We start from the raw sequence: 26,133 nt of genomic DNA on the forward strand, positions 1-26,133 counted from the left end.
ACGAACCCTACTTCATCGTCGGGATCGAGAACTCCGCACCGTCCTTGACGCCGGACGGCCAACGCGAGGTCACCGTCTTGGTCTTGGTGTAGAAGCGGACCGAGTCCGGACCGTGCTGGTTGAGATCGCCGAAGCCGGACTTCTTCCAGCCGCCGAAGGTGTAGTAGGCGATCGGCACCGGGATCGGCACGTTGACGCCGACCATGCCGACATTGACCTTGGCGGCGAAGTCGCGCGCGGTGTCGCCGTCGCGGGTGAAGATCGCAACGCCGTTGCCGTAGTCGTGGTCCGACGGCAGCGCCAGCGCTTCGTTGTAGTCGTGCGCGCGCACCACCGAGAGCACCGGCCCAAAGATCTCTTCCTTGTAGATCCGCATGTCCTTGGTGACGTTGTCGAACAGTGAACCGCCGAGATAGAAGCCCTTCTCGTAGCCTTGCATCTTGAAGCCGCGGCCGTCGACCGCAAGCGTCGCGCCTTCCTTGATGCCGATGTCGATGTAGTTCTTGACCTTCTCGACCGCCTCGCGGGTCACCAGCGGGCCGTAATCGGCCGACGGATCGACCGAGGTGCCGATCTTGAGCGACTCGACGCGCGGGATCAGCTTTTCCATCAGACGGTCGGCGGTGGTCTTGCCGACCGGGACGGCGACCGACACCGCCATGCAGCGCTCGCCGGCCGAGCCGTAGCCGGCGCCGATCAGCGCGTCGACGGTCTGGTCCATGTCCGCGTCGGGCATGATGATGGCGTGGTTCTTGGCGCCACCGAAGCACTGGCAACGCTTCCCGGTCTGCGCGGCGCGCTCGTAGATGTATTGCGCGATCGGGGTCGAGCCGACGAAGCCGACCGCCTTGATGTCGGGATCGTCGAGGATGCCGTCGACCGCTTCCTTGTCGCCGTTGACGACGTTGAGGATGCCGGCCGGCAGGCCCGCTTCCATCATCAGCTCGGCAAGCTTCATCGGCACGCCCGGATCGCGCTCCGACGGCTTCAGGATGAAGGCATTGCCGCAGGCGATCGCCGGCGCGAACTTCCACATCGGGATCATCGCCGGGAAATTGAACGGCGTGATGCCGGCGACGACGCCGAGCGGCTGCCGCATCGAATAGATGTCGATGCCGGGGCCGGCGCCTTCGGTGTACTCGCCCTTCATCAGATGCGGAATGCCGCAGGCGAACTCGGCGACTTCGAGGCCGCGCTGGATGTCACCCTTGGCATCGGGAACGGTCTTGCCGTGCTCACGCGCCAATAGCTCGGCAAGCTTGTCGTAGTCGCGCTGCACCAGTTCGACGAATTTCATCATGACGCGGGCGCGGCGCTGCGGATTGGTGGCGGCCCATTCCGGCTGGGCGGCGCGGGCGTTCTCGACCGCGGCACGGACTTCAGCCTTGGAGGCCAGCGCCACCTTGGCCTGGACCTCGCCGGTCATCGGCTCGAAGACGTCGGCCGTGCGGCCCGATGTGCCCTTGACCTCCTTGCCACCGATGAAATGTCCGATCGAGCGCATGAATATCCTCCCTTGGGGACCAGAATCGCCGCGGCTGGCGGCGAGATCACTTTACAAACCCTAATGACCCTGCATTTTATAGGATTCAAGTCCGATAAATTGCACCATAGATGTGCGGAAATGCAGGATCAAGGCGGCGACGCGATCGACTGGGACGACTTCCGTTTCGTGCTGGCGATCGTGCGCGGCGGGTCGGTTTCGGCTGCCGCCAAGCAACTCGGCGTCGATCATGCCACAGTGATCCGCCGTGTCGACCGGCTGGAGCGCCACCTCTCCGCAAAACTGTTTGATCGCCGCAAGACCGGCTATCTGCTGACGGAGGCCGGCCAGCGCGTCGCCGACAGCGCCGAGGCGATGGAATCCACCATCGTCGCCAACCAGGAGGCGGTCGGCGGCTCGCGCGCGCACCTCACCGGCACGGTGCGGATCGGCGCGCCCGACGGTTTCGGCAGCCACTTCCTGGCCTCGCGGCTGGTCAAGTTCACCGAGCGGTATCCCGATCTCGATCTGCAGCTCGTCGCCACCGCGCGGCTGTTCTCGCTCTCCAAGCGCGAGGCCGACATCGCGATCAGCCTGACCATGCCGAAGGAAGGCCGCATCGTCGGCCGCAAGCTCTTGGACTACACCCTCGGGCTTTATGCCGCACCCGGCTATCTCGCGCAGGCGCCAAGGATCGCCGCGCGCGCCGACCTGCCGCAGCACCGCTTCGTCGGCTACATCGAGGAGCTGTTGTTCACGCCGGAGCTGGACTATCTGCCGCAAGTCTCGCCAAAAATCTCGGCAAAATTCCGCAGCGCCAATCTGATCGCGCAGCTCAACGCCACCATCGCCGGCTTCGGCATCGCCGTGCTGCCGCACTTCATGGCGACCGCGAGTTGGCGCCGGTGCTGCCGGACGAGGTGCGGATCTCCCGCACCTTCTGGCTGTTGATGCACGCCGACAGCAAGGACCTCGCCCGCATCCGCGCGGTGGCGGATTACATCTACGAGACGGTGGAAACCGAGCGCGCGCTGTTCAGCGGGCCTTCCCGACGCGCTGACGCCTGATGGTCAGACGCGCGTGGTGCCGGATTCGAGCCCCAGCGCAAGCCGCCCGACGATGGTGTAGTTGTTTGGACTGACCGCCACATGCTTGGCCGCCGCCTGGGCGTCGCGAACCGCACGCTCCAGCTTTCCGGACTCGAAGATGGCCGCGGTGCCGGCGTTGGCCGCGATGCTATCGACAATCTGCAGCGCGCATTCGGTTGCATTGCTGCAGGCCGCTCGAAACGCGGCGCGCGCCTGCAAGAGACGATCCCCGCCGATATCGGTCGCCGTCATGAGCTCCGCCATGGCATCGACCAGCAAGGCACGCGCGGCGTGCAGCGCCGTTTCCGCGCGCCCCACCATCGCCTGAACGAGCTCGCTCTCGCGCAGCAACATGGTGCTGCCCAAGCGCGCGTCTTGCGGCCGGCAAGCGCAATAAATGCGTCGATCGCCCCCCGCGCGATCCCGAGTGGAACGGCCGAGATGGTCGATGCAAAGGCCGACAGGCCGGGCAAGCGGTAGATCAATCCCGGTTGCGTCGGCTTGAAGTCGACCAACGGATGCGAGTGGTCGGCGGAGACAAAGACGTCGCGGACTTCAAAATCGCAGCTGCCGGTGGCGCGCAGACCGGAAACGAACCAGTTGTCGTGAACGGTGACATCGCACTTCGCGAAATAGCAGCACAATGGCGGCTCGCTCTCACCGTCGGCGGACTTGACGCTGGCCAGTCCCATGAACCTGGTGGCGTGATGGGCGCCGCTGCCAAACGGCCACCGCCCGCTGACGCGATAGCCTCCGGCCACGCGTTCCGCCACGCCGACGGCTCCGGTCGCGCTGGCAATGAACGTGTGAGGGTCGGCGAACCAGTCGCGAACCACCGCTTCCGGCAGATAGCCACCGGTCCGGCTCATTCCAGCGCCGTTGCCAACCAGCCAGCCGACCGAACCGTCAAGCGCGCAAGCGGCTTCGACGACGTTCATGAAATCGAACGGTGACAGTTCGGGACCGCCCAGTATCTTCGGCAGATAGAGGCGGAATAGTCCGGCCTCGGCCAGCGCGATGAACACTGCATCGGGGATCCTGCGCTCCGTATCGAAGCTTCCTCGATGCTCGTCGATGAGAGGCACGAGCCGTTGCACGGCGGCCAGATAATCCGACACACCGGTGTGAGCCGTCATCAGCATGGACACCTCCATCACGCGCGACAGGCAGTCTAGAAAGCAGGAACTGCCACGGCAAATCCGAAGAATTCAGGTGCAGGTGAACTGAATTCATCTACAATGCCGCATGCGCAAATTGCCGCCGCTGACCGAACTGCGCGCGTTCGAGGCCGCCGCCCGCCACCTCAGTTTCAAGCTGGCTGCGGCCGAGTTGGGCGTCACGCCAACCGCAATCAGCCACCAGCTGAAATTGCTGGAGCGTCACTGCGGCCAGTCGCTGTTCCGCCGCCGGCCGCGGCCGCTGGCGCTCACGCGCGCCGGACAACAGCTGTTCCCCGTAGTTCGCGACGGCTTCGAAACCTTCGCCGAGGCGCTGAGCGGGATACGAAGCGGCGGCACAAGCGGACGACTCCGCCTGACCGCGACCAACGCATTCACCGCACGGTGGCTAGTGCCGCGATTGCCCGACTGGCGGGACGCCTATCCACGCCTGAAGCTCGACATCATCGGCACTGACACGGTGCTCGATCTCGATAGCGGAGAGGCCGACATTGCCGTTCGCTACGCCCGCAAGGCGCCGCCGGGCGGCCCCTCCGTCGAGCTGCTTCGCGACGAATTCTATGTCGTCGCCAGTCCCCGGCTGGTCGGCAACCTCAAGCGACCGTTGAGCCCAGCCGAACTGGCGCGATTTCCCCTGATCGAAGCCGAATGGCCACCGGCCGATCTTGATGCGCCGCGCTGGCAGCACTGGCAACGCGTCGCCAGCCGACGCCATCGCTCCGCGCCCGATTTCGCGGCGCTGCCAAGTCTGAGCTTTCGCGAGGAACTGCATGCGATCGAGGCCACGGTCGCCGGCCAGGGCGTGGCGATCTGCAGCACCGTCCTGATCGGTCCCGAACTCGCAAACGGCACGCTGGTGCCGGTCTCCCGGATCAAGCTGCCGGGTTACGGATTCTACATCGTGCACCGCGCAGGACACCCGAAGACGGACTTGATCACGGCGTTCATCAACTGGGCACAGGCCGCCGGATAGCCCGCCTGCGGCAGAGCATAGGCGGGAAGCGTAACCGACCGTTCAGGGCGGGCATCTGCGCCAGGAGACGCATGGTTGTGTCCAATTCCGACCGCCGCCGGATATCGACATCGTCAGGCGGATCGGATGCCCCGCGGGTCGGTGTCCCGGTTCCCGGCGACGTGGTCGATCTCGCCACGGGAAATCCCGATATCGATGAGCTCCCGATCGCTCAAACTGGCGAGATCGGCGCGCAGCCGCTCCCATTTGCGCCATTCCTGGATTGCATCCCAAAAACCCCTGAAGGCGCCGGGGCCGCGCGGCGTCGATGCGGTGGTCCGGGCTGAACGCGTTGGACTGTAGGTCGTGCTCATTGCAGCACCTCCGGGATACGTTCTCTTCACCCGCACAAGGTGCCGCGGCATGAGCGCGCGCGCTTCACCGGCGGCTTACATTTTCCTCACCGGCGGCTTATTCTTGGCGCTCCAGGCGGTGCCAAGGCGCCTCATGACGATCATCGGAGGCACACCCAAGGGATTCGCGGCTTGCGCTATCTCTTCGAGGAGTACGCACTCGACACTGACCGGCGCGAGCTGCATCGCGGGGCGGAGGTGGTCTCCGTCACGCCACAGGTATTCGACCTGCTCGACTTTCTGATCCGCAACAGGGAGCGCGTCGTCAGCAAGGACGACGTCATCGACGCCATCTGGAACGGGCGCAGCGTGTCCGATGCAGCGCTGACCACACGCCTCAACGTCGCGCGCAGCGCAATCGGTGATTCCGGCGAACAACAGCGCCTGATCAAGACACTGCCACGCGAAGGTTTCCGGTTCGTCGGTGCGGTCCGGGAAGATCGGGGGCCGGCAAGCGCGGCAACGGCCGGCGCTGAGCTGGAACTATCGAAGCCAACCGTCGCGCTCCCCGACAAACCTTCGATCGCCGTGCTGCCCTTCCAGAACCTGAGTGCCGACCCGGAGCAAGAGTATTTCGCCGATGGCGTCGTGGAAGATATCACGATGGCACTGTCGCGGTTTCGTTGGCTGCTCGTGATCGCGCGCAATTCGAGCTTCACCTACAAGGGCCGGCCCGTGGACATCAAGCAGGTCGGCCGCGAACTCGCGGTGCGCTATGTCCTCGAAGGGAGCGTGCGCAAGGCCGGAAATCGTATTCGTATCGCCGGTCAGCTGATCGATGCCGAAACCGGCGCGCATCTCTGGGCCGACCGTTTTGATGGTGCGCTCGAGGATATCTTCGATTTGCAGGACCAGGTCACCTCTACCGTCGTGGGTGCCATCGCGCCCATGCTGCAGCGCGAGGAAATCAGGCGAGCCAGGCGCAAGCCGACCGAGAACCTGGATGCATACGACTATTACCTGCGTGGGTTGGCGAGCGTTCGTCGCTGGACCAGGGAAGCGAACAGCGAAGCACTCCTGCTCTTTTGCAAGGCGATCGAGCTCGACCCCGGTCTGGCGTGCGCCTATGGCATGGCCGGATGGTGCTACATCCAGCGCAAAGCGCGTCGCTGGATGATCGATCGTGAGCAGGAAAGTGCGGAAGCTACGCGGCTAGGCTGGAAAGCAGTGCATCTGGGAGCAGATGACCCCGCAGCGATGTGTATGGGTGCATACGTACTCGCCTTTATCGCCCATGAGTTCGATGATGCTATTGCTTTCGTGGATCGCGGACTGTCGATCAATCCGAACCTGGCGCACGCTTGGAATCTTGGTGCCTGGGTGAGAGCTTTTAGAGGTGAGCCCGACCTCGCACTTGACTACGCTGCGCGTGCCATGCGCCTGAGCCCGCTCGATCCGTCTATGTACGCAATGCACGGAGCCATGTCGTACGCTCATTTTCTCTCGGGCCGCTATGATCTGGCGTCGTCAGGGGCCGAAAAGGCATTGCGCGACAATCCGGATTTCCTGCTGGCAATCTGCATTTTCGCAGCAAGCAATGCGCTCACCGGACGCCTCGAACTGGCACAAAAAGGCATCGCACGTGCACGCGAATGCAATCCCGATTTGCGCATCTCTAACCTTGGAGATCTGGCACCATTTCGTCGAGCGGAGGATATTGCCCTTTTTGCCAAGGGCCTTCACGAAGCGGGGCTTCCGGAATGATCGTGAGGTCGCGGCCCGCCCTTACGTCCTAATTCACCTTCTTCTTCGCCGGCGCCTTGGCCGAGACGACGCGGCCGAGTGCCGCCTCGCGGCCCGCACTCAAGATCTCGTCGGACATTTCGCCGTTGCCCGAGATCCGCGACATCACGATGGTGCCCATCATGGTCGCGAGAACCGCCATCGCCTGCTTGCGCGCGGCCTTGCGCGGCACGTCGGGGATCTGGTCGGCGATCATGTCGATCATCTGGTCGAGCTTGAGGGCAAAGGCTTTGCGGGTCTTCGGGCTCTCGCGGGCGATCTCGGCGCCGAGCGCCGGGATCGCGCAGCCCTGGCCGGGATCGTCGCGATGCACCGCCGACAGATAGCCGTCGATGATGGTCGACAGCCGCTTCTCCGGCGGTATGTCCGCCGCGACCTTGCGCCAGCGCTCGATGGCGCGGTCCATCGCATAGCTGAAGGCCTCGATCACCAGCGCCTCGCGCGAATCGAAATGCGCGTAGAAGCCGCCATGGGTCAGCCCGGCATCCTTCATCAGGTCGGCGACGCCGATGCCATGGGCACCCCGCTCGCGCAGCCGCGTCGCGGCCTTCTTCACGATCCGCGCGTGGGTCTCCTGCTTGTGCTCTTTCGAATAGCGCATGCCGCTCTCATGGAATGTTTCTAATCATATAATAGCAGATTTGCGGCCGCGTTGCTGCATTTATTTCGTCTCATTCGGTGTCTGGTCCCGACTGTTGCCCAGAGTCTTGGGTTCCCCGCCGAGCATGGAAAATGTCGCAGTCGCGTGCACCGCAAGATTGCCCCTGCCGTCGCGAACGAAGCCTTCAGTGTAGCTGGTCTGCCGCCCGAGCTTGATTACCCTGCCCTCCGCCGAAATGGTGCCGGAGCGCACCGACAGCGGGCGCAGATAGGTCAGCTTGAGGTCGAGCGTCACCGAAGTCTGCCCCGCCGGCAGCACCGTCGAGATCGCGCAACCCATCGCGGTGTCGAGCAGCGCCGCGGCGGTCGCGCCGTGCAGCAGACCGATGGTGTTCTCCAGGCTCTCATGCGGCTCGAGTTCCATAACGATCCGCTCGGGCTCGACCACGGCCATGCGAAAGCCGATCAGCTTCGCCATCGGCGGCGGCGGCAACCGGCCGTCACGGATCGCGCGCATCGCCTCGATGCCGGACATCGGCATCGCCGCCTTCGCGACCGGCCCGGGCGCCTGCCACTCCACCACGCGGGTACGCATCAGATCGGGTGAATGAAGGTCTGATGTCTCGGCGGCGGTCATGACGGCTCCATTGGTATGATGAATATAATTCTATAGATGCGCGCCCTGCGGCGCAACCGCCAGTCCGGTCCCTTGACAGAGGCGCGCTTGTCCGGGACATGGCGCGAACCAATTCCTGCGCCGGGACTTTTTCCATGGACATGCTCAACCCCCACTGCGGCATCGACCGCGACGCCAGAGGCGTCGTCCGCCTCACAATCTGCAACGCCGGCAAGCTGAACATCGTCAGTTCGGCCGTGACCAACGGTGTGCGCGAGGGTTTTGAGCACCTCGCCGCCGACCGCGGCATCCGCGCGGTGATTCTCGTAGGCGAAAGCGAGCGCAGCATGATCGGCGGCGCCGACATCAAGGAGATGGCGAAGCTCGACCAAAAATCCGCGGAAGCGTTCATCAGCCGCCTGCGCGACCTCTGCGAGGCCGTGCGCAAATTCCCGGCGCCGGTGATTGCCCGCCTGCCCGGCTGGTGCCTCGGCGGCGGGCTCGAGGTCGCGGCCGCCTGCGACGTCCGTATCGCGGCGCATGACGCGATGTTCGGCATGCCCGAGGTGCGCGTCGGCATCCCCTCGGTGATTCACGCTGCGCTATTGCCGCGCCTGATCGGCTGGGGCCACGCCCGCTGGCTGATGATGACCGCGGAGAATATCGACGCGCCGACCGCACTGGCCTGGGGCCTGGTCGACACCGTCGCAAAGCCCGGCGGCCTCGACGACGCCGTCGAGCACACCGTCAAGGCGCTGCTGGAATGCGGTCCCGAAGCGCTGCGCATCCAGAAGGATTTGCTGCGGCAATGGGAAGAGCTGCCGCTGACCGAGTCGGTGAATCTGAGCGTCGACGTGTTCGGCAAATCCTTCCAGACCGGCGAGCCGCAGCGCCTGCTGCAGGGGTTTTTGGATCGGAAGCGGTAGGCGGGCGACATCTTGTAGCCCGCATGAGCGCAGCGACATGCGGGATCGTCTGTCCCCGGATTTCGCTCCGCTCATCCGGGCTACGCTGACGTCATCCCCTCACCTTGCATTCGCCGGCGCATGCGTCGGCCAGAGGTCGGCGCGCCAGTGCAGTGCGATCGCCAGCATCGCGATGAAGCCGGCAGCGGCGAGCAGCGTGCCGGTTGCGGTGTAGCCGATCAGGTCGATCAGGCTGCCGGCCGCGAGCAGGCCGAGCGGCAGGCCGTAGATCACCATCATGCGCACGCCCATTACGCGGCCGCGCAGATGCGCGCTGGCATTGCGCATCAGCATCACCGCCGCCGAGATCATCGACATGCTCTGCGCGATGCCGGCCAGCACCAGGCAGGCCATCGCCACCGGCATGGTCCTGAGCTCGACGAACACCAAGAGCATTGCGTACCAGGCCAAGGTCGCGCCGATCAGGAGCCGCGCGATGCGCACGCCGCCGGCCATGCTGAGCGTGATCGAGCCGATCAGCGAGCCGACCGCAAAACTCGCCGAGAGATAGCCGAGCCCGGTCTGGTCGGTGTGGAAGATGTCGCGCGCGACATAGGGCAATAAGCCGTTGGTGAGCGGAAACGCGGTCAGATTGGCGAGGAACGCAACATACAGCGCGGCGCGCATGCCCGGGCCGCTCCAGGCATAGAAAATGCCCTCCTTGAGGTCCCGCAGCAGTTTTGAACCCGGCAGATCGTCGGCCGCGAGATCGGCTGCGCCGTGTGATTTCGGACGGCCCATGCACAGCATCAGGATCGCCGCGATGAAATAGAAGCCGGCGATCCCGACATAGACATAGCCGATGCCAAGCGCCGCGAACAATCCGGCCCCGGTCAGCGCGCCGGCGATCCGCGCCGAATCCTGCGTGGTGCGTGCCAGGCTGATGGCGCCGACCAGTCGCTCCGGCGGCATGATGTCGGCGAGCAGCGCGCCGCGCACGCCGAGATCCGACGGGCGGATCACGCCCATGATCGCGACGATGATCATGACGTTCAAGGGCGCCAGATGCCCCGTCAGCGCCAGCGTCATGATGGTGCCGGCGAGTACGGTATAGGCAAAGCGCATCACGGCGAGCAGATCGCGATGCCCCATGCGGTCGCCGATCATGCCGACCACAGGCGCGACCAGCGTGCCGACATATTGCAGCGAGGCGAGCACGGTCAGCAGCAAGACCGAGCCGGTCTCGACCATGATGTACCAGCCGAGCACCAGCGTCTCGACCTCGAACGCCCACGAGGTGAGCAAATCGGACGGCCATTGAAAGCGATAGCTGCGGATGCGAAATGGCGCGAGCGCGGAGGTCCGCGTGGCTCCGCTCAAGACGCGATGACGCGTTTCACGGCGTTCCTGCCCTTGTTCTTGGTTCTTGGTTGGCTCTTAGTCTGGTCGTGATGGGTCCGGTCTTGATTGCAAACGTTTGGGAAAACTTCCCTGTGCCGGAAGCGTAGCGCCAACGCCGCCCCTGTCAATCGCGGCCGCCGCATGCGGCCATGCCGGGCGCGGCCCTCTTCGCACCGCTCGCGTCACGGCCTCGCGTCAAACCCGGTCCGAATCAGCCGCAGCCGATCATGCGTTGGCGGAAGCGCCGGCAACGACGAAGCGAGTATTGCTGGTTTTTCCCGATCACAGGAACGAACCGATCTCCCCCAAGTTCTCCATTCGAAGCAACCGCGGAGGAGCGAAATGGGCGCTGGCGATCAGGTCGCATGCATGTCGGTGGTGGCGTTGTTCTCGATCGCGCTGATCGTCACATCCAGCCTGTTCGTCGAGTCCCGGGCGGCAAGGAGCCCTGCAATGCCGGCCGTGCCGCAGGTCCGGGCCCCGCTCTAGGTGGCGTGGACTCTAAGGATTCCCTTTTAGGAGCAAATCAGATTCAAGGCTGCTTTTGGGGAGGCCGCCTTGGGTGTGATGGACCGTTTGGTATTGAGCGACGCGGCGTGGGAGCGGATAGCGCCGCTGATCATAGGGCGCCCCGATCAGAAGGGCTCCACCGGGCGCGACAACCGGATGTTCGTGGAAGGTGTGCTGTGGATCGTGCGTACGGGGTCTCCCTGGCGCGATCTTCCGGAGGTTGGGGACTGGAACAGCGTGTTCCGGCGCTTCAGTCGATGGAGCATCAAGGGTGTTTGGTGGCGGATCTTCGAGGCGATGTCCGATGATCCGGACTTCGAATATCTGATCGTCGATTCCACCATCGTTCGGGCGCATCAGCACGCCGCCGGCGCCAAAAAGGGGGGTCTGAAGATCAAGCGGAAGATCAAGCGATCGGCCGCTCGCGCGGCGGCCTGAGCACCAAGATACAATATGGCCGTTCGAGGCTTGGGATGTCCGGTGCGGTTCAAGCTCACCGCAGGTCAGAAGGGCGATGCACCGCAAGCCGCCGCATTGATCGAAGGCTTATCCGCCGAGGTCGTCATGGCCGATACGGCCTATGACGCCGATCACTTGCGCCAAGCCATCGCCGCCAAAGGCGCGCTCGCCGTGATCCCCAACAACCCGTCACGCGCGCTCAAATATCCACTCGACAAGCATTTCTATGCCCAGCGTCATCTCGTCGAATGCTGCTTCTCAAAGCTCAAGCAGTTCCGCCGCGTCGCAACCCGCTTCGAAAAAACGGCCCGGAACTACCGGGCCGTCGTCACTCTCGCAGCCATCGTTCTATGGATGCGCTAGTGTCCACACCACCTAGCGCGGGTTCAGGTACCAACGCTCTTTCAGGCCTGTGGTCTCCCGCGCGGCGCGACCGCCGCGCCTGATCTCGTTCCTGCTCCACCACTGCACACAAAAATTAGCTCCGGCGCAGCCGGGGAGCTGCGCCGGAGTCTTATTGGGAAGTTGATTGTGTCTTAACGCACAGCATCAACCGGGACAGGACAGAGACAAACAGTTCCAGCCGGCTGCATATTTTTCCCGAAAGGCAGGAATGGCCGTCTTCCGCAAAGCTCAGCCCAGCTCCAGCTCGACCGCGATCCGCACCAGGTCGGAGTGGTTCTTGGCGCCGAGCTTCTGCTTGAGCAGCGAGGTGGTGTTGGCGACGGTCTTGTAGGAGATGCCGAGCGCGGAGGCGACATCGACGATCTTGTCGCCGCGGCCCAGCAGCCGCAGGATCTCCAGTTCCCGCGCCGACATCTGTGAGGCGGGGTTGGCCTTGATCGCGGCGCCGGCGAAGGCGATCGCCTCCGCGAGATGCGGCGAGATGAACCGCTCGCCGGCCGCGACCTTGCGCACCGCCTTCACGAACAGGCGCGGATCGTCGCTCTTCGAGAGGTAGCCCTGCGCACCCATCTCCACGGCCCGCACCACGAATGCGGGGTCGTCATTCATGCTGAACATGATGATGCGGGCGTCCGGATCGTCCTTGCGGATCCTGCGCAGCAGCGCGAACCCGGAGACATCGGGAAGCTTGATGTCGATGACGGTGACGTCGGGCCGCTTCTGCATGAAGGCACGATGGCCGGCCTTGGCATCGGCGGCCTCGTCGATCTTGACCGTCTTGTCGGAGGCAAACAGGGAGCGGCAGCCCGAGACCACGACCGGATGGTCGTCAACGATCAATACCCTGGTGGCTGATTTGGCCGTTTCGTGCATGACTACCCCTCCGCCTTGATAGAAACTTCGCGCGGGAATGGGAAGCGAAATCGCCAAAACGGAGCCCGACGTGCCGAAACTCTGGACCCGCCTCTCCCTTCGCGCCCGGCTGTTGCTGCCGATGGCGGCGATGATGATCGGCGCACTGATGTTCGCCGGCTTCGCCCTGCAGACCTTTTCACCCGAGCAATTCGAGCAGGAGAACGCCCAGGGTGCGCGCTCCGCCCAGCTTGTAGCCGATGCCCTGAATGCCGCACTCGCGGCTGCGCACAACCCGCAGCAGACCCTCAATGCGTTCGCGGGCGGGCTCGGCACGCTTTCTGCGATCGAGTTCGTGCCGTCGGGGTCGAGGCCGCACCGCACGGCCTCGGACACCGATCGCGGCAACGTTCCCGCCTGGTTCACGGCTCTGCTGCAGGTCCCCCAACTTGGCTCAACGCATCCGGTCAAAATCGGACCTGCGCATGTGGGCGATATCGTTTTCAGCCCCAACCTTTCCGCCGAAATCTCCGAGAAATGGGTGGGCTTCCTGGCCATCGTGGCGTCCGGTATGGCGCTGATGCAGCTCGCCGCACTCAGCGCCTATTTCACGACAGGCACCGCGCTGCGCCCGCTGGCCCAGCTCGGCGCCGGCCTGACCCGGATGCGAAACGGCGAATACGATGCCGCCATTCCATTGGCCGGCCCGCCCGAGATCCGCAACAGCTGCGCGGAAGCCAACCAGCTCGCCGCGACGCTGAGGCGGTTCAGCCAGGACAATCGCGAGCTGCTGCGCAAGCTCGTTGCGGTGCAGGACGACGAGCGCCGCGAGCTCGCCCGCGAACTGCATGACGAGATGGGCCCGCTGCTGTTCGCCATCCGCGCCAACGCCACGGCGCTGGCCGAGGCCGAGGGCCCTCCCGAGCCCGGCTCGCCGGCGCATGGCATCCTCAGCGCGGCCGAGGCCCTGCAGCAGGCCAACCGGCGCGTGCTGGAGGGACTGAGCCCGCTCTACGTCACGGAGCTGGGACTAGTGGCCAGCGTGCAGGCGTTGCTGCGCAATGCCAAATCCCAGGCTCCCGGCCTCAGCCTTCAATCGCAGATCGATCAGCGTCTGAATGATCTCGACGGCCTGCTCTCGCAAACCGCCTACCGTAGTAGTCGAGCAGCGCCTCGAGATCGCGGCTCCTGCAGCAGTCGAGCCAGTCCACCACGACGGCCATCTCGTCAAAGTGCTTGGTCAAATGAACTCCACAACAATCGATTGCCTGCGCACTAGTACCCAGAATCAGAGCTGAGTGATACGGCGGCCTTTGAAACGGCGTTGACGGACCTTTTTCTTGGTCCAGACGAAGGGCTCGGCTCTGTCGTTGTATGCGTTGACGTAGGCATCGATGTGCTCCTGAAGCTGCGTGAGGCTTGTGAAGGAGGTGCCGCTGAGCGACTGCCCCTGCAAGATCGAAAACCATACCTCGACCTGATTGAGCCAAGACGCACTTGTCGGCGTGAAATGAAATTGCACGTTGGGGTGGGCCTTGAGCCAATGCTCGTTCTTCTTGTGGGTGTTGAGGTTGTCGAGGATGACGTGAAGCTTCCGGTTCGGAAAAGCCGCGGTGACGCTGTTCATGAAGTCGAGAAACTCGACGCGGCGTCGGCGTTTTGAATGCGCCGCGATGATCTTTCCGGTGGCGACTTCGAGCGCCGCAAACAATGTTGTGGTGCCATGCCGCTTGTAATCGTGGCTCTGGCCGGTCAAGGCGCGGCCATTGGGCAACTTCAGATAACCCTGCGCTCGCTCCAAAGCCTGGATCGAGGGCTTCTCGTCCACGCACAGCACAATGGCCTTCGCGGGCGGGGCGACATAGAGGCCGACAACATCGGCGGCTTTGGCCGTAAAGTTCGGGTCGTTGCTCTCACACCAGGACTTACGAGCCGCGAGGTCAATCTTGTGGCTGCGCAGGAACCGCCAGACATATTGGACGTCAACATCGCCCAGCGCCCCGGCCAGCAGGGGCCCGGTCCAGCGTGCGAACCCGTCCGGCGGCGGCTTGTCCAGCAGCTTCAGAATCCGCTTGTCGGTGGCCTTCGTATAGATTGGCTGCTTGCCCGGTCGCGGCTTGTCTTGCAGCCCTTCAAGGCCTTGGTCGGCATAGCGATGCCGCCAAAGGCTGACAATCCGCGGCTGGACCCCAACTTCCTTGGCGATCGACCGAGTGCTGCGTCCATCCGCCGCCAACAGAACTATCCGCGCCCGCTTCAAATCGCGCTGCAACGTCACCGGGGAGCGGCAACACGCCTCAAGCACCTTGCGATCTTTCCTCGAAAGGTGGACTTCTCTTGCTTCGGGTATCATCCCGACCTTGAATCACGACTCACGCTTTAAGAACAGTAGGTACTAGTGCCGGCCAGACCGCGCCGCCGCCCCGGCTCGTTCTGCAACGACGGCGCCGCTGGATGTTAACGCATCCGCGGATGCCGATACAGCGGATCGTACTCCGGCGCCGCCGCATGCCGCCATGCCGCGGTGGCATCAGCGGCGGGGTCTTCGATCTGCGGAAGCCGACGTCCTTCACGTCCGCGGCACGGCGCGCCGCAGCATGAAGTGGGTGGGAATGAAGGCGAGCAGCGGAAGGCCGATCATCAGGCCGGCGAGCCACACCAGCGGCGGCACGAAGCCTTGCGGCGCCCTGTCGCTGGTGCCGAAGACGTAGTTGATGTTGACCGGGGACATGCCCGGGTCCGGCCGTGGTGGCGGCATCACGAAGTAGCAGAGCAGCAGCAGCGCCCACGCCAGCACGCTCCAGGCGATCAGCGCGCGCTGGTCGTAACCGAGACGCCAGACCAGGATCAGCAGCAGGAACGGCAGCCAGCCGTGGAAGCCCGACAGGAAGCGCAGGAACAGCGAGAGGTTCGAGTCGAACATGTAATCGGTCATTCCGGTCAGCGAAAAGCCGGCGACATGCGCGAGGAAGTCGATCACCCAGACGGTCTGCGGCACCAGCAGCCCGACGGCGCACATCGAAATCAAGAGCGCGCTTTCGGTCCAGACCCCGATCAAAGTGAGGATCAGGCAGACGTCGCAGAAATACAGAAAATTCGTCGGCCCGTAGGAATATGTGTACACCGGCACCAGGACGGCCATGAAGGCGCTGAAGCCGATCTTCACGGAGAGCGGAATGCGCACGGACGACTGCTCGACAGCGATGACGGACATTGCGATATGACTTTCCATTGCACAATCGGCGATGCCTAGCATCCGGTCGGTAAACGGACCCACCATGCCGCAACCTTGAATTGATCGGCGTTCGGGAATTCGGTTAACGCGGACCCAGCGTGACCGGTACAGTTTTAGGTGCCGCCGTGCTGGCTTTTGGGGTAGCATGCCCGCTTCAAAGCTGCGGAGGACCACATGACAGCCTTCGAAGTTTTCGCGATCTATCTGACGCCCTTTGTGATCCTTGGGGTCGCAATCCGGCTCCTGATGAAGCGTTACGCCGTCGATCTGCCCGATCTGCACAAGCAGGCAGGCGCCACACCGAAGCGGCGATTCCTGCTCGGCGCGTGGCGTTCGGACTGAGGCACGCCGGCCTTGTGGCATCGAATGCGGGACCGCGCTCCCGGGCCGCGACAAGTGCAGAAGAACTCGTGCAGATCGCCGCAGCGCAGGATGAAAAATGCCTTAGAAATCCCTTGGCGGCATAGCGCTTCATCCCTAAACCGTATTGTGGACGGACCCTGAGGAGGGAGTATGACTGTGCTCGACCCGGAAAGTCTTCCAATCGACCAGATTTACGTTCCCATCAAGAAGAGGAAAACGCTGAGGCCTGAGCTCGTTCAGGAAATCGCGGCGAGTATTCTGGAATCAGGACAACAGATTCCCATTCTCGTTCGGCCTGACGAAGGCCGGCTCGTTCTGCTCGAGGGATTGCATCGGCTCGAGGCCTGCAAGGCGCTTGGCGAGACGACGATTATCGGAGTCCTGGGTTCAGCAGAGACCGCTCACCACAAGGCGCTGTTGTCGGACACAGCTGAAACTGAGGCCGAGCGGGACAAGATGGCGCGATTGAAAAAGCTGCGCCTCGAAAAGGAAGCTGCGGAGAGATCGACCGCTTCCGCGGAGGCAGTCACGGAAACTCAATCAACCGGGCTTCGGACAACGCGTTCCGGCGGGAGCATCAGACGAGGGGCGTCGGCCGAACCAGGATCAAAAACCAAGACCCTGTCGGAATGGCTCACACAACAGAAGCGCGATGGTGGTCGCTATTGATTGCCGGCTGACACCCCTTCTGCCTTCCGCGTATGCTCAGAGGTGCACACAAGACAGCGTCTTCGAACGCTGCGTGCGATCCGCTGCACCGCAAAATGGAACTTTAGGGCGAATCGGGAGTAGACTTCTTGCCTCCGGCAAGCGACGCCCCTGAGAGCCCAAGTCGGGAGCACTGCCCCGGTAAGGAGGAAGAAATGCCTTACACCCATGAGTCGAGGAGACCCACCCAGGCTCAGCGCGAGGCCCAAAAGGCGTTCCGGGCAGCTGGGACCAAGAGCGCGACATCGGAACACCAACGCGTCCAGAACGCGTTTCATGCGAACCGTGAGCGATTGAAGGCGGAGCGTTTGGAGCGCGAGGCAGCCGCGAGCAGCGAAGCCGCGCCCAAGAAAAAGCGGTGAAAGCGTCTGGCAGCGCCGCCGATCGGCAGGTCCGCAGTGGGCCAACGGGCGAAGACCCCCTTATCCTGGCGCCTGCTCGCTTGGGACCTGCATCCGCGGGCTTCAACGCTTCAGCCATCACGGCACCCGGCCGCGCCCTCGCCTGCAGGCGGGACACCGCATCGGCCAGCGGCATGTCGGCCTGCGCGCCGTCGCGCTCGCGCAAGGTCACCCGGCCCTCCCTCATCTCGCGCCTGCCGACGATCGCCATGACAGGCACCGCCATGTCATGCGCCGCCACGATGCGTCGCGACAGCGTGTCGGCGCCGTCGTAGTCAACAGCCCGGATCCCGGCATCCTCGAACGCTGCCTTGACGTCCGCGCCATACGCCGCCTGCTCTTGCGAGATCGATCGGCGCCACCGCAACCTGGTCCGGCGACAGCCAGAACGGCAGCGCACCGCCGTGATGCTCGAGCAGGATCGCGATCATGCGGCCGAGCGATCCGAAGATGGCGTGATGGATCATCAGCGGCGTCGCACGGCTGCCGTCGGGAGCGATATAGGACGCCTCGAGCCGCTCCGGCAGCACACTGTCGAGTTGCACCGTGCCGCACTGCCAGGATCGTCCGAGACGGTCGCGCAACGCGAATTCCAGCTTCGGTCCGTAGAACGCGCCTTCGCCCGGATTGATCTGCGGCGCGAGGCCGCAGCGCCGCGCGGCGTCGCCGAGCTTCGCCTCCGACCAGTCCCAGCTCGCATCGTCGCCGGCGCGCAGCGCGGGCCGCGTCGCCAGCGCCACCTCGTAGTCGGGAAAGCCGAGCTCGCGATAGACCTCATCAAGCAGAGCGATGAAGCACGCGACTTCGCTCTCGACGTCCTGCTCGCGGCAGAACACATGCGCGTCGTCCTGCTCGAACGCGCGCGTCCGCATGATGCCGTGCAGCGAGCCGGACGGCTCGTTGCGATGGCAGGCGCCGAACTCGGCATAACGGATCGGAAGCTAGCGCCACGAGCGCAGCCCCTTGTTGAGGATTTGCACATGGCACGGACACGACATCGGCTTCAGCGCCATCGCCGCTTCGCCGTCATCGACGCGGAACATGTGCGCGCCGAACTTGTCCCAGTGGCCGCTGCGGTCCCAGAGCAGCTTTGGCAGCAGCTGCGGCGTCCGCACCTCGGCATAGAAGGCGCGGCGCATCTTGCGCCTGACATAGTCCTCCAGCACCCGGTAGAGCGCGGTGCCGCGCGGATGCCAGAACACCATGCCCGGCGCATCATCCTGAAGGTGCCAGAGCTTGAGCTGTACGCCGAGATGTCTGTGGTCGAGATCGTCCATGGCTATTGTTCCTTGTGATGGGAAACAGCGCGGACGGTGACCACCCAAACAGAAAAGGCCCCGTCCGTCGCCGGCGGGGCCTTTTCTGGGTGAAGGACGCTTGTCTCTAGCGCGCGCAACCAGCAGGCGATCCGCCGTCAGCGGTCGCGGTGGTGGTCAAAGCGGCTGAGAAAAGCTTGTTCATGAGTTGTATATGGCGGCAAAACGCCCGGGCGTCAACGCCGGCGCGAGCCGTCGGCGTCCCGCCGAGTAACGGCCCTTAATCGGAAGCGTCTCAGTCGTCCCGCTGCACCAACTTGATCGTGATGCCCTCGGGACCCTCGAACAGCCGGAGCTTTCGGCTGATGTAATCCATCTCGTCGCTCAGCATGGTGACGCCGTTGGCCACGAGGTGTGCGGTGGCCGCCTCGATGTCGTCGACGCGGAACGCGAGGTGGTTGAAGCCCCGTCGTCGCAGATTCGTTGGGTGCGCACCCGGATCGGTCGCAGGCGGCGGGTCGAACGCGAGCAGCTGGATCTCGAAATGAGGATCCGCTCCCTCGAGTGCGAGGGTGATGTGCTGCGCCTTCATGCCCGGCATGCCCATGTACTGAGCGGGCACGCCACCGTCGATCGTCGCGACATGCGCCTTTCTGAAGCCAAGCAGCGCGAAGAACGCGATCGCCGGGCCGGCGTCGGCCACTGCGATGGTGACATGGTCAGGATTGAGTATCATCTCGTTACTCCCGTCATCAACGCCGTGCACTCGGACGCGCGGGCACACCTCCGCTGGGTGACTCCGGCAACTGGCCCTCCAGTTCTTGCAAGCCTACCGGCTCGCTCGGTCGCACGGTAGGCGGGCGCGGAAATCTGCTTTGGGGTCATTCGCGACCTCAGCCTGGGACACGCGCAGGTCCGCCAAGGGCCAAATCCCGGCTCAAGCGGTGCACCAAAAAGAGACGCTATTCGATCATGCGGCCGGTGCTTCCAAGACGGTTTGCTTGATCAATGTTCCTGCCAAGACCAGATCGGGCGTCGCGAAGTCCTCAGTGAACCGTCATCAACCGAGCGGGGACTAACCTTTCAGCGCGGCTGGTCTGACCGCAAGTGAGAAACGGCCGCGAAGCCGCCGCAGCCGAATGCCCTATTTGGAACCTTTCCATGTCCGACACCCATACCCGCGACTCCTCGTGGACAACCGATTTAATCTGGCACTATTTCCACACCGTCACGACGGCGGCCAAAACGCCCGCCTATCGCAAGTTCTACAGCAACCAAGACCCCGGCGACGAATTGGACAGCCGCCATCGCGTCTATGAAATGCTGGTGGATGAACCGCTGAACACCCTTCCCACCCTGGCGGCGACCGCGGACGAGTCGATGGAGACCTACAAGAAGAGCAGGCTGCCATGGAACCAGAACAATGGCGGCTTCCTCAAGGCGGTGAACAATCAATATTGGTGCGGTTCGATCATCAAGATCGTGTTCGTCCGCTACATGGGCTGGAAAATGGCCGAACCGACGGCGCGCGACCAGGTGAGCGCGGCCCGCGATCCCAGCAAAGCGGTGGATTGGACGATCAAGAATCTTGAAAACAAGGTGCCGGTGCGGGCCTCCCTTGGCGGCGCCCATTATGTCGGCATCGTCGGCCACCGCACTTCGGGAGCCGACGGCAAGATCACCGAGTTTCTGTGCCTCGACCCATGGGCCTACGGCATCGACGGCGGCAATCGGAACATGAAATATGCCGGTTCGCCGACCGCCTTTCTCGGGATCAGCAAACGCGACGGCGCGATATGGACCTATAGCAACAAGGCCGTCGCCTTCGTCGAGCGGCCATCCTAGAGCGCCAGCGGCGCCGGAACGTCAGCCTGGAGGCGGAAGCGGACGTTCCGACGATGTCCGAGCAGAGCGCTCTATGCGCTCCGCCTGACCTCAGCGAGCATCAGGCTTTCAAGCTCCCTGACGGCTTCTGCTTCGGTAATGCCGCTGACGAGCGCGACTTCTCCGGACAGGCGATCGACTGCCGCCGCGTAAAGCTGTCGTTCGCTGTAGCTCTGTTCGGAATTGACCGAGGGCCGATAGAGATCGCGCATGACTTCCGCGATGGCGACAATATTGCCCGAATTGATCTTGCTTTCGTATTCCTGCGCAAGTCGGGACCAATTCCCCCGCGCTTTGTGCGGCGCTTGACCCAGGATTCGTCGCATGTGCTGGATGGCAGCGGGATCGGACGGTCTACGCATTCCGGCGCTTGCCGCTTTCCTCGTCGGAACGCGCAGCGTCATCTTGCTCTTCGCGAAATAGACGACAAAGAACTCGAGGCAAGCCCCTGCCACTGTCTGCTCCTCAATCGCTACAATTTGGCCGACGCCGTGCGCAGGGTACACGATCAAGTCCGTCGCCTTGAAACCAAAGCGCATCTCAGCGTTCTGGTTTTCAATCGTTTCGCCGACGGGGTTCGCTGATGCCGAATGGGGGTGGTTCGAATAATTGGATTTGGATCGATTATCAAAATTCATTTCGCGACAAGCTCCATGGCTTCTTGAATCGGTTGATGCCAATTCCAGCTCTGATCAATCACGCATCTGAAACAAACTGCCGGGCCGGAAATCATTCACGCTGCCCGATTTGATCCCTAACCAATAAGCCGCGAGCGCGTGCGCCGCCACGAAAATGACGCCTCCAATTTCCATTCCCTTAGATGGCTGTGGTTTCTTGGCAACGTGTTCCCGCTCGGCGAAAATCAACGGTTCCGTGCCGAAATCTCGATCACTGAGTTGCCCGACGGCGCAAGCCCCCGCAGCAAAAATATTTCGGTTTATCTGAATACCCAACTCAGTGTATGAACTGTTCGTCTCACCCGATCGAGGGGCGCTTCGCGGTCGTCACGAACGCGGCGTGAGATGCGGTGGACGCTGACGTCACGACTGACGAGTGTGACGGATGCGGACGGTGAAGTCGTGTGGTCCTGACGCCCTAGTGGCAGGTGTCCTCAAGCAAAGCGCGAAAGCGTCTTGCGAAGGCGGTGACAAACAAGCCCAGTCTCGCCGGGGAGAGCACGAAGTAAGCCGTAACCCATCGCGCAGGGAAAGCCGGAGTGTTTCCGGTTACACCTGTGGTCCTACCCCCGTGCTTTCTACCTTTGCACGGGGCCCATGGGTGCGATCGGCACCCGGCTTTCCCTGCGCCCTCTGCCAAGTGAGAGGGCGAAACGAAGAGCAAAGCTCGGACAAATCATGTCGCGAGAACGCGAAGCTGTGTCCCCACCCACACTGTCATCGCCCGGCTCGACCGGGCGATCCAGTACGCCGCGGCCCCTGGGCTCAAGCAAAGCTGTCTCTGGAATACTGGATCACCCGCATGCGCGGGTGATGACATCCCGGGTTGGGGTTCGCAGGGACGACAGCGGACATCGATGCAACAGCAGCCCGCGCTCCCTCCCCAACTCATGCGAACACGACATTTTGTCATGGCAGGCGGACACGCAGTTGCATTTCTTGCATTGCATCATATGATGAAGATAATTCAATCAAATCCCCGGCATTGAAGGAAATCCTGCCATGGCATCCAGCGCCGATCCCGTCGTCATCCTCTCGGCCGTCCGCACCCCGCTTGGCCGCTTCATGGGCGAACTGACGCCGCTCGCGGCGCGCAAGCTCGGCTCGCACGTGATCGGCGCGGCGCTCGAACGCGCAAAACTCGCGCCCGAGCGGATCGACGAGGTGTTCATGGGCAACGTGCTGCCCGCGGGCCAGGGCCAGGCCCCTGCCCGTCAGGCCGCGCGCGGCGCAAAACTGCCCGATGCCACCGGCGCCACCACCGTCAACAAGGTCTGCGGCTCCGGCATGAAGGCGACCATGCTCGCCCACGACATCATCAAGGCCGGCTCGGCCGAGATCGTGCTGTCCGGCGGCATGGAGAGCATGAGCAACGCGCCGTATCTGCTGCAAAAGGCGCGCGGCGGCTATCGCGCCGGCCATGACCGCATCATCGACCACATGATGATGGACGGGCTCGAGGACGCCTACGAGACCGGCCGCTCGATGGGCGATTTCGGCGAGGCGACCGCGGAGGCCTATCAGTTCACCCGCGCCGACCAGGACACTTACGCGATCGAGACGCTGAGCCGTGCCCGCAAGGCGGTCGAGGGCGGCGCCTTCAAGGCCGAGATCGCGCCGATCACGCTGCAGGAAAAATCCGGCCCGCGCATCATCGCCAATGACGAGCATCCGCTGAAGGTCGATCCCGCAAAGATCCCCGGCCTCAAGCCCGCATTCCGTGCCAACGGCACCATCACGCCGGCGGCCTCCTCCGCCAACGCCGACGGCGCCGCGGCGCTAATCCTGGCAAAGCGCTCGCTTGCCGACCGCGACGGGCTGCCGGTGCTGGCCGAGATCAAGGGCCACGCCACCCACAGCCAGGAGCCGCAGTGGTTCACCACCGCGCCGATCCCGGCGATCAGAAAATTGCTCGACAAGGTCGGCTGGAGCGTCGGCGATGTCGACCTGTTCGAGATCAACGAAGCCTTCGCCGTGGTCGCGATGGCGGCGCAGCGCGATCTCGGAATTCCCAGGGACAGGCTGAACATCAATGGCGGAGCCTGCGCGCTTGGCCACCCGATCGGCGCCACCGGCGCGCGGCTAATCGTGACGCTGCTGCACGCGCTGGAAGCGCAGAATCTGAAACGCGGCGTCGCTGCGCTGTGCATCGGCGGCGGCGAAGCCACCGCGATCGCGGTCGAGCGCGTCGCGCACTGACCTGAGGCACGAGTCCGAAAACGAGGGAACTATGTCATTTTAGACATAGCTCCCTCGTGCCATATTGCGCATCACGAACAGAACCCTCATCGCATTTCAATTGGGGCCCAATGATCTCGAACTGGCTTGCTTCCACCCTCGCCCGCCGCAACATCCACTACGGTTGGGTGATGGTCGCCGTGACCTTTCTCGCCGCACTGATCTCGGCCGGCACCGTCGGCGCGCCCGGCGTCTTCATCGTGCCGCTGCAGAAGGAGTTCGGCTGGTCCACCGCCGAGATCTCCTCGGCGCTGTCGATCCGCTTCATCCTGTTCGGACTGATGGCGCCGTTCGCCGCCGCGCTGCTGAACCGCTACGGCCTGCGCAACGTGACGCTGGCGGCACAGCTGATCGTGGTCTCGGGATTGCTCGCCTCCCTCGCCATGACGCAGGTCTGGCAGCTGGTGCTCTTGTGGGGCGTCGTGATCGGGATCGGCACCGGCATGACCGCGCTGGTGCTCGGCGCGACGATCGCGGCGCGCTGGTTCGTCGGACGCCGCGGCCTGGTGGTCGGCATCCTCACCGCGAGCGTCGCGACCGGGCAGCTCGCCTTCCTGCCGCTGCTCGCGACGCTGACCGAGCGTTATGGCTGGCGCGTCGCGCTCGGGCTGGTCTGCGTCATGCTCGGCGTCGCCGCCTTTGCCGTGCTGATGGTGATGCGCGACCGGCCAAGCGACGTCGGCCTGCGCCCGTTCGGCGATGACGGCACCGCGCCCCTCCCCGCGCCGCCGCCGGCCAATACGCCGATCATGGCGGTCGCGCTCGGCACGCTGCGCGATTCCTCGAAATCGTCGGTGTTCTGGATCCTGTTCGCGACCTTCTTCGTCTGCGGCGCATCGACCAACGGCCTGGTCCAGGTCCACCTGATCCCGATGTGTCTCGATTACGGCATCCCGCAGGTGCAGGCCGCCAGCCTGCTCGCCGCAATGGGCATCTTCGACTTCTTCGGCACCATCGTCTCGGGCTGGCTGTCGGACCGCTACGACAACCGCTATCTGCTGTTCTGGTATTACGGTCTGCGCGGCCTCTCGCTGCTGTTCCTGCCGTTCTCCGACTTCACGTTCTACGGATTGTCGCTGTTTGCGATGTTCTACGGACTCGACTGGATCGCGACCGTGCCGCCGACGGTGCGCCTCACGGCGCAGCGCTTCGGCGCCGAGCGTGCCAATCTGGTGTTCGGCTGGACCTTCGCCGGCCACCAGCTCGGCGCCGGCACCGCCGCATTCGGCACCGGCCTGTCGCGCACCCTCTATCAGAGCTATCTGCCGGCGTTCTTCATTGCCGGCGCGCTCTGCGTGTTCGCCGCGCTGATCGCGCTGGCGATCGCACGGCCGCAACCGAAGCCAGCGGCCGAGCCGAAACCGGCGGCGGCTTGAGGCCCTCGCCTGCGCGACTTGCGCTGGTCAGTACGAGAGGATGGTGCGCATCCCGAACACGATGCTGTCCTTGATCCGATGCGTCTGCGTCGGATCATTGGGGTCGACGGCGCCGCCGCCGGGATGGGCGATGTATTGAAACATCGGCTGCATCGTGAAATTGGCATTCACGACGTGCTGGTAGGTGATCTCGAGGATCGCCTCATAGTCGCGGATCGGATACGCCGTGCCGGTGAAGATCTGGGTATCGCGATCGAGCGCGCGGGCGGCGTCGGAAATCCTGCCGTAAATCCCGGCAATGCCGAACCGGTCGTCCGGATATTTGTCGCTGAAGCCGGTGAACAGGAAGCCGCCGTCGACATAGGTGCTGATGAGGTTGCGGTCCGACGGGCTGACCGAAACTCGCATGAAGAACGCGACGCCCTTGTCCGCGTCCGGCTCAACGCGCGCGAGCAACTGCTCATAGACCATGAAGATGCCGTTGTCCCGTCGCAGCCACCGGGTGTCGCCGGAGCTGTTGGGATCGGCGAGCGACAGCCCGTCGGCCCCGAAGCGCTGATCGGCGAACGACATCATGTGATACCAGCCGCCGCCGGTGATCGTGGCCGGCAGCCTGCTCTCACCGATCTCGAACTTGTATTTGAGCTGGCCGATCCACCAGGGCGGATCGTTGACGCGGAACAGGATCCCGTGCGGATTGAGGAGTTGCGGATTCTCGGTTCCCTGCGGCGGAGCGGCCGAGCCGTCAAACAGCCCCAGATAGGCCGTGAGGCGGTCGGTCAGGCTTGACTTGATGCGGATCCCGGGCACGGCAAGCGCCGGCGATGGCCCGCCGGTCGGAAGATTGACGCCGGTGATGCCGGGCCAGCCCAACGCCGAATTGATGAAGATGTCATCGTACTGGCTGTCGATGAACTCGACGTCGGAGCCCTGCTGGCCGACGCGCACCGCGAGCCTGCCGTCGAGGAGCTTCTGCTCGATCCAGAACTCGTAGAGCCGCGTCGCCGGCAGCGACGCGACGCCGGACACCAGAAACAAATTGCCGACATAGCCCCGCGACAGCCCGTCGCCATGGATCTGGAACATGTTGGCGTGGAAGGTCGCGCCGGTCCAGCCCATCACCTTCTCGAGGTCGATCGTGGTGCCGAGATCGAGACGGCCGGTATAGGCCGCACCGTTGCTCACACCTCCCGAGGTGTTGGTAAACGCCTCGCCGATATAGGTCATGCTGAACTGGTAGCCGGCCTCCTCCAGCGCGGCGCGCGTATCCGCGATGCGATCGGCGACCGGCTTGTCGTCCGCATGCGCCGGGGCGCAGAGCGCGAGGGCCGCGGCCACCAGTGTTGCGCGGGAAGGAGCTCTGCTCATCGGAGATGCCGCGGTGCGATCG

The 26,133-nt window shown here is 63.9% G+C and carries 27 protein-coding genes and 2 pseudogenes; 12 read left to right on the top strand and 17 right to left on the bottom strand.

All coding sequences use genetic code 11. The features are described 5' to 3' along the window. Positions 1-7: 7 nt before the first annotated feature. Positions 8-1,504 (bottom strand): CoA-acylating methylmalonate-semialdehyde dehydrogenase, encoded by a 1,497-nt coding sequence (locus HAP54_RS39885; RefSeq protein ID WP_166296569.1) that lies wholly within the window; start codon positions 1,502-1,504, stop codon positions 8-10. A gap of 120 nt (positions 1,505-1,624) precedes the next feature. Between HAP54_RS39885 and HAP54_RS39890 the strand changes: the two are divergent. After that, positions 1,625-2,550, top strand: a pseudogene (locus HAP54_RS39890) (LysR family transcriptional regulator). 3 nt (positions 2,551-2,553) lie between these two features. On the opposite strand, the gene HAP54_RS39895 reads toward HAP54_RS39890, so the two are convergent. Together HAP54_RS39895 and HAP54_RS39900 are read right to left on the bottom strand one after the other, a co-directional pair. Continuing rightward, positions 2,554-2,925 carry a hypothetical protein gene (locus HAP54_RS39895; protein WP_176422114.1) on the bottom strand — a complete coding sequence of 124 codons (372 nt, stop codon included), beginning with the start codon at positions 2,923-2,925 and terminating at the stop codon, positions 2,554-2,556. Further along, positions 2,820-3,713, bottom strand: a complete 894-nt coding sequence (locus tag HAP54_RS39900) for an acyl-CoA dehydrogenase family protein (RefSeq protein ID WP_166296575.1) — start codon at positions 3,711-3,713, stop codon at positions 2,820-2,822. The genes HAP54_RS39895 and HAP54_RS39900 overlap by 106 nt, the downstream gene beginning before the upstream one ends. A gap of 103 nt (positions 3,714-3,816) precedes the next feature. Here HAP54_RS39900 and HAP54_RS39905 point away from each other — a divergent pair, with 103 nt between their 5' ends. Next, positions 3,817-4,722 (top strand): LysR substrate-binding domain-containing protein, encoded by a 906-nt coding sequence (locus tag HAP54_RS39905; protein ID WP_166296578.1) that lies wholly within the window; start codon positions 3,817-3,819, stop codon positions 4,720-4,722. 113 nt (positions 4,723-4,835) lie between these two features. Here the strand turns inward: HAP54_RS39905 and HAP54_RS39910 are convergent, their stop codons facing one another. Continuing rightward, the gene (locus HAP54_RS39910) at positions 4,836-5,075 is read right to left on the bottom strand and encodes a DUF1127 domain-containing protein (protein ID WP_166296581.1); all 240 of its coding nucleotides are present in this window, start codon (positions 5,073-5,075) and stop codon (positions 4,836-4,838) included. Between the two features lie 171 nt (positions 5,076-5,246). Between HAP54_RS39910 and HAP54_RS39915 the strand changes: the two genes are divergently transcribed. Beyond that, positions 5,247-6,818, top strand: a complete 1,572-nt coding sequence (locus HAP54_RS39915) for a winged helix-turn-helix domain-containing tetratricopeptide repeat protein (RefSeq protein ID WP_166296584.1) — start codon at positions 5,247-5,249, stop codon at positions 6,816-6,818. Between the two features lie 28 nt (positions 6,819-6,846). Here HAP54_RS39915 and HAP54_RS39920 read toward each other — a convergent pair whose 3' ends face one another. Both HAP54_RS39920 and HAP54_RS39925 read right to left on the bottom strand, forming a co-directional pair. Further along, positions 6,847-7,458 (bottom strand): TetR/AcrR family transcriptional regulator, encoded by a 612-nt coding sequence (locus tag HAP54_RS39920; RefSeq protein ID WP_166296587.1) that lies wholly within the window; start codon positions 7,456-7,458, stop codon positions 6,847-6,849. A gap of 60 nt (positions 7,459-7,518) precedes the next feature. Next, a complete protein-coding gene (locus HAP54_RS39925; protein ID WP_166296589.1) occupies positions 7,519-8,094 on the bottom strand; it encodes a PaaI family thioesterase in 576 nt (191 codons plus the stop codon). A 134-nt stretch (positions 8,095-8,228) separates the two neighbouring features. On the opposite strand from HAP54_RS39925, the gene HAP54_RS39930 reads away from it, so the two are divergent. After that, positions 8,229-8,999, top strand: a complete 771-nt coding sequence (locus HAP54_RS39930; RefSeq protein ID WP_166296592.1) for an enoyl-CoA hydratase — start codon at positions 8,229-8,231, stop codon at positions 8,997-8,999. Between the two features lie 99 nt (positions 9,000-9,098). On the opposite strand, the gene HAP54_RS39935 is transcribed toward HAP54_RS39930, so the two are convergent. Then, positions 9,099-10,358: an MFS transporter gene (locus HAP54_RS39935; protein ID WP_166296595.1), complete on the bottom strand. Its 1,260-nt coding sequence runs from the start codon at positions 10,356-10,358 to the stop codon at positions 9,099-9,101. Positions 10,359-10,721: 363 nt separating this feature from the next. On the opposite strand from HAP54_RS39935, the gene HAP54_RS39940 reads away from it, so the two are divergent. Together HAP54_RS39940 and HAP54_RS39945 are read left to right on the top strand one after the other, a co-directional pair. After that, a complete protein-coding gene (locus tag HAP54_RS39940) occupies positions 10,722-10,868 on the top strand; it encodes a hypothetical protein (RefSeq protein WP_166296598.1) in 147 nt (48 codons plus the stop codon). Positions 10,869-10,946: 78 nt separating this feature from the next. Beyond that, a pseudogene (locus tag HAP54_RS39945) lies at positions 10,947-11,711 on the top strand (IS5 family transposase). A 270-nt stretch (positions 11,712-11,981) separates the two neighbouring features. Here the strand turns inward: HAP54_RS39945 and HAP54_RS39950 are convergent. After that, entirely contained in the window at positions 11,982-12,626 is a 645-nt protein-coding gene (locus HAP54_RS39950; RefSeq protein WP_166296601.1) for a response regulator transcription factor, read from the bottom strand. Positions 12,627-12,663: 37 nt separating this feature from the next. Between HAP54_RS39950 and HAP54_RS39955 the strand changes: the two genes are divergently transcribed. Further along, positions 12,664-13,884, top strand: a complete 1,221-nt coding sequence (locus HAP54_RS39955; protein WP_248114375.1) for a histidine kinase — start codon at positions 12,664-12,666, stop codon at positions 13,882-13,884. 9 nt (positions 13,885-13,893) lie between these two features. On the opposite strand, the gene HAP54_RS39960 is transcribed toward HAP54_RS39955, so the two are convergent. Continuing rightward, on the bottom strand, positions 13,894-14,958 hold the full coding sequence (locus tag HAP54_RS39960) for an IS630 family transposase (protein ID WP_166204319.1): 1,065 nt from the start codon (positions 14,956-14,958) through the stop codon (positions 13,894-13,896). Positions 14,959-15,174: 216 nt separating this feature from the next. Beyond that, positions 15,175-15,819, bottom strand: coding sequence for a hypothetical protein (locus HAP54_RS39965; protein ID WP_166296604.1), 645 nt, complete (start codon positions 15,817-15,819; stop codon positions 15,175-15,177). Between the two features lie 195 nt (positions 15,820-16,014). Here HAP54_RS39965 and HAP54_RS39970 point away from each other — a divergent pair, with 195 nt between their 5' ends. Both HAP54_RS39970 and HAP54_RS39975 read left to right on the top strand, forming a co-directional pair. Beyond that, positions 16,015-16,182, top strand: coding sequence for a hypothetical protein (locus HAP54_RS39970; RefSeq protein ID WP_166296607.1), 168 nt, complete (start codon positions 16,015-16,017; stop codon positions 16,180-16,182). Between the two features lie 177 nt (positions 16,183-16,359). Further along, positions 16,360-16,872 carry a ParB N-terminal domain-containing protein gene (locus HAP54_RS39975; RefSeq protein WP_166306890.1) on the top strand — a complete coding sequence of 171 codons (513 nt, stop codon included), beginning with the start codon at positions 16,360-16,362 and terminating at the stop codon, positions 16,870-16,872. A gap of 36 nt (positions 16,873-16,908) precedes the next feature. Here HAP54_RS39975 and HAP54_RS39980 read toward each other — a convergent pair whose 3' ends face one another. The 4 genes from HAP54_RS39980 to HAP54_RS39995 form a co-directional block, all read right to left on the bottom strand. Then, positions 16,909-17,679, bottom strand: a complete 771-nt coding sequence (locus HAP54_RS39980; protein ID WP_312022782.1) for a His/Gly/Thr/Pro-type tRNA ligase C-terminal domain-containing protein — start codon at positions 17,677-17,679, stop codon at positions 16,909-16,911. Beyond that, complete coding sequence (locus HAP54_RS39985) at positions 17,588-18,247, bottom strand: aminoacyl--tRNA ligase-related protein (protein ID WP_224742013.1); 660 nt, start codon at positions 18,245-18,247, stop codon at positions 17,588-17,590. The genes HAP54_RS39980 and HAP54_RS39985 overlap by 92 nt, the downstream gene beginning before the upstream one ends. Positions 18,248-18,253: 6 nt before the next feature. Then, positions 18,254-18,589, bottom strand: coding sequence for a hypothetical protein (locus HAP54_RS39990; protein ID WP_224741578.1), 336 nt, complete (start codon positions 18,587-18,589; stop codon positions 18,254-18,256). A gap of 274 nt (positions 18,590-18,863) precedes the next feature. Next, positions 18,864-19,334 (bottom strand): VOC family protein, encoded by a 471-nt coding sequence (locus HAP54_RS39995; RefSeq protein ID WP_339156805.1) that lies wholly within the window; start codon positions 19,332-19,334, stop codon positions 18,864-18,866. A 395-nt stretch (positions 19,335-19,729) separates the two neighbouring features. Here HAP54_RS39995 and HAP54_RS40000 point away from each other — a divergent pair, with 395 nt between their 5' ends. Next, on the top strand, positions 19,730-20,413 hold the full coding sequence (locus HAP54_RS40000) for a hypothetical protein (protein ID WP_166296610.1): 684 nt from the start codon (positions 19,730-19,732) through the stop codon (positions 20,411-20,413). A gap of 71 nt (positions 20,414-20,484) precedes the next feature. Here the strand turns inward: HAP54_RS40000 and HAP54_RS40005 are convergent, their stop codons facing one another. Beyond that, the gene (locus HAP54_RS40005) at positions 20,485-21,090 is read right to left on the bottom strand and encodes a CarD family transcriptional regulator (RefSeq protein ID WP_166296613.1); all 606 of its coding nucleotides are present in this window, start codon (positions 21,088-21,090) and stop codon (positions 20,485-20,487) included. A gap of 54 nt (positions 21,091-21,144) precedes the next feature. Then, entirely contained in the window at positions 21,145-21,405 is a 261-nt protein-coding gene (locus tag HAP54_RS40010; RefSeq protein ID WP_166293446.1) for a hypothetical protein, read from the bottom strand. Between the two features lie 726 nt (positions 21,406-22,131). On the opposite strand from HAP54_RS40010, the gene HAP54_RS40015 reads away from it, so the two are divergent. Together HAP54_RS40015 and HAP54_RS40020 are read left to right on the top strand one after the other, a co-directional pair. After that, the gene (locus tag HAP54_RS40015; protein WP_166296616.1) at positions 22,132-23,328 is read left to right on the top strand and encodes an acetyl-CoA C-acyltransferase; all 1,197 of its coding nucleotides are present in this window, start codon (positions 22,132-22,134) and stop codon (positions 23,326-23,328) included. A gap of 110 nt (positions 23,329-23,438) precedes the next feature. Further along, on the top strand, positions 23,439-24,743 hold the full coding sequence (locus HAP54_RS40020; protein ID WP_166296619.1) for an MFS transporter: 1,305 nt from the start codon (positions 23,439-23,441) through the stop codon (positions 24,741-24,743). Between the two features lie 27 nt (positions 24,744-24,770). Here HAP54_RS40020 and HAP54_RS40025 read toward each other — a convergent pair whose 3' ends face one another. Beyond that, positions 24,771-26,111 (bottom strand): carbohydrate porin, encoded by a 1,341-nt coding sequence (locus HAP54_RS40025; protein WP_166296622.1) that lies wholly within the window; start codon positions 26,109-26,111, stop codon positions 24,771-24,773. Positions 26,112-26,133 lie beyond the last annotated feature (22 nt).

It is taken from the genome of Bradyrhizobium sp. 2S1 (assembly GCF_011516625.5).
Classification (GTDB): Bacteria; Pseudomonadota; Alphaproteobacteria; order Rhizobiales; family Xanthobacteraceae; genus Bradyrhizobium; species Bradyrhizobium septentrionale.

Bases quoted from the DNA above. Each gene is read 5' to 3' on its own strand.
- HAP54_RS39885 (WP_166296569.1), bottom strand. From the start codon at position 1,504: ATGCGCTCGATCGGACATTTCATCGGTGGCAAGGAGGTCAAGGGCACA.
- HAP54_RS39895 (WP_176422114.1), bottom strand. From the start codon at position 2,925: ATGTTGCTGCGCGAGAGCGAGCTCGTTCAGGCGATGGTGGGGCGCGCG.
- HAP54_RS39900 (WP_166296575.1), bottom strand. From the start codon at position 3,713: ATGCTGATGACGGCTCACACCGGTGTGTCGGATTATCTGGCCGCCGTG.
- HAP54_RS39905 (WP_166296578.1), top strand. From the start codon at position 3,817: ATGCGCAAATTGCCGCCGCTGACCGAACTGCGCGCGTTCGAGGCCGCC.
- HAP54_RS39910 (WP_166296581.1), bottom strand. From the start codon at position 5,075: ATGAGCACGACCTACAGTCCAACGCGTTCAGCCCGGACCACCGCATCG.
- HAP54_RS39920 (WP_166296587.1), bottom strand. From the start codon at position 7,458: ATGCGCTATTCGAAAGAGCACAAGCAGGAGACCCACGCGCGGATCGTG.
- HAP54_RS39925 (WP_166296589.1), bottom strand. From the start codon at position 8,094: ATGACCGCCGCCGAGACATCAGACCTTCATTCACCCGATCTGATGCGT.
- HAP54_RS39930 (WP_166296592.1), top strand. From the start codon at position 8,229: ATGGACATGCTCAACCCCCACTGCGGCATCGACCGCGACGCCAGAGGC.
- HAP54_RS39940 (WP_166296598.1), top strand. From the start codon at position 10,722: ATGGGCGCTGGCGATCAGGTCGCATGCATGTCGGTGGTGGCGTTGTTC.
- HAP54_RS39950 (WP_166296601.1), bottom strand. From the start codon at position 12,626: ATGCACGAAACGGCCAAATCAGCCACCAGGGTATTGATCGTTGACGAC.
- HAP54_RS39955 (WP_248114375.1), top strand. From the start codon at position 12,664: ATGGGAAGCGAAATCGCCAAAACGGAGCCCGACGTGCCGAAACTCTGG.
- HAP54_RS39960 (WP_166204319.1), bottom strand. From the start codon at position 14,958: ATGATACCCGAAGCAAGAGAAGTCCACCTTTCGAGGAAAGATCGCAAG.
- HAP54_RS39965 (WP_166296604.1), bottom strand. From the start codon at position 15,819: ATGTCCGTCATCGCTGTCGAGCAGTCGTCCGTGCGCATTCCGCTCTCC.
- HAP54_RS39970 (WP_166296607.1), top strand. From the start codon at position 16,015: ATGACAGCCTTCGAAGTTTTCGCGATCTATCTGACGCCCTTTGTGATC.
- HAP54_RS39990 (WP_224741578.1), bottom strand. From the start codon at position 18,589: ATGGACGATCTCGACCACAGACATCTCGGCGTACAGCTCAAGCTCTGG.
- HAP54_RS40000 (WP_166296610.1), top strand. From the start codon at position 19,730: ATGTCCGACACCCATACCCGCGACTCCTCGTGGACAACCGATTTAATC.
- HAP54_RS40005 (WP_166296613.1), bottom strand. From the start codon at position 21,090: ATGAATTTTGATAATCGATCCAAATCCAATTATTCGAACCACCCCCAT.
- HAP54_RS40015 (WP_166296616.1), top strand. From the start codon at position 22,132: ATGGCATCCAGCGCCGATCCCGTCGTCATCCTCTCGGCCGTCCGCACC.
- HAP54_RS40020 (WP_166296619.1), top strand. From the start codon at position 23,439: ATGATCTCGAACTGGCTTGCTTCCACCCTCGCCCGCCGCAACATCCAC.
- HAP54_RS40025 (WP_166296622.1), bottom strand. From the start codon at position 26,111: ATGAGCAGAGCTCCTTCCCGCGCAACACTGGTGGCCGCGGCCCTCGCG.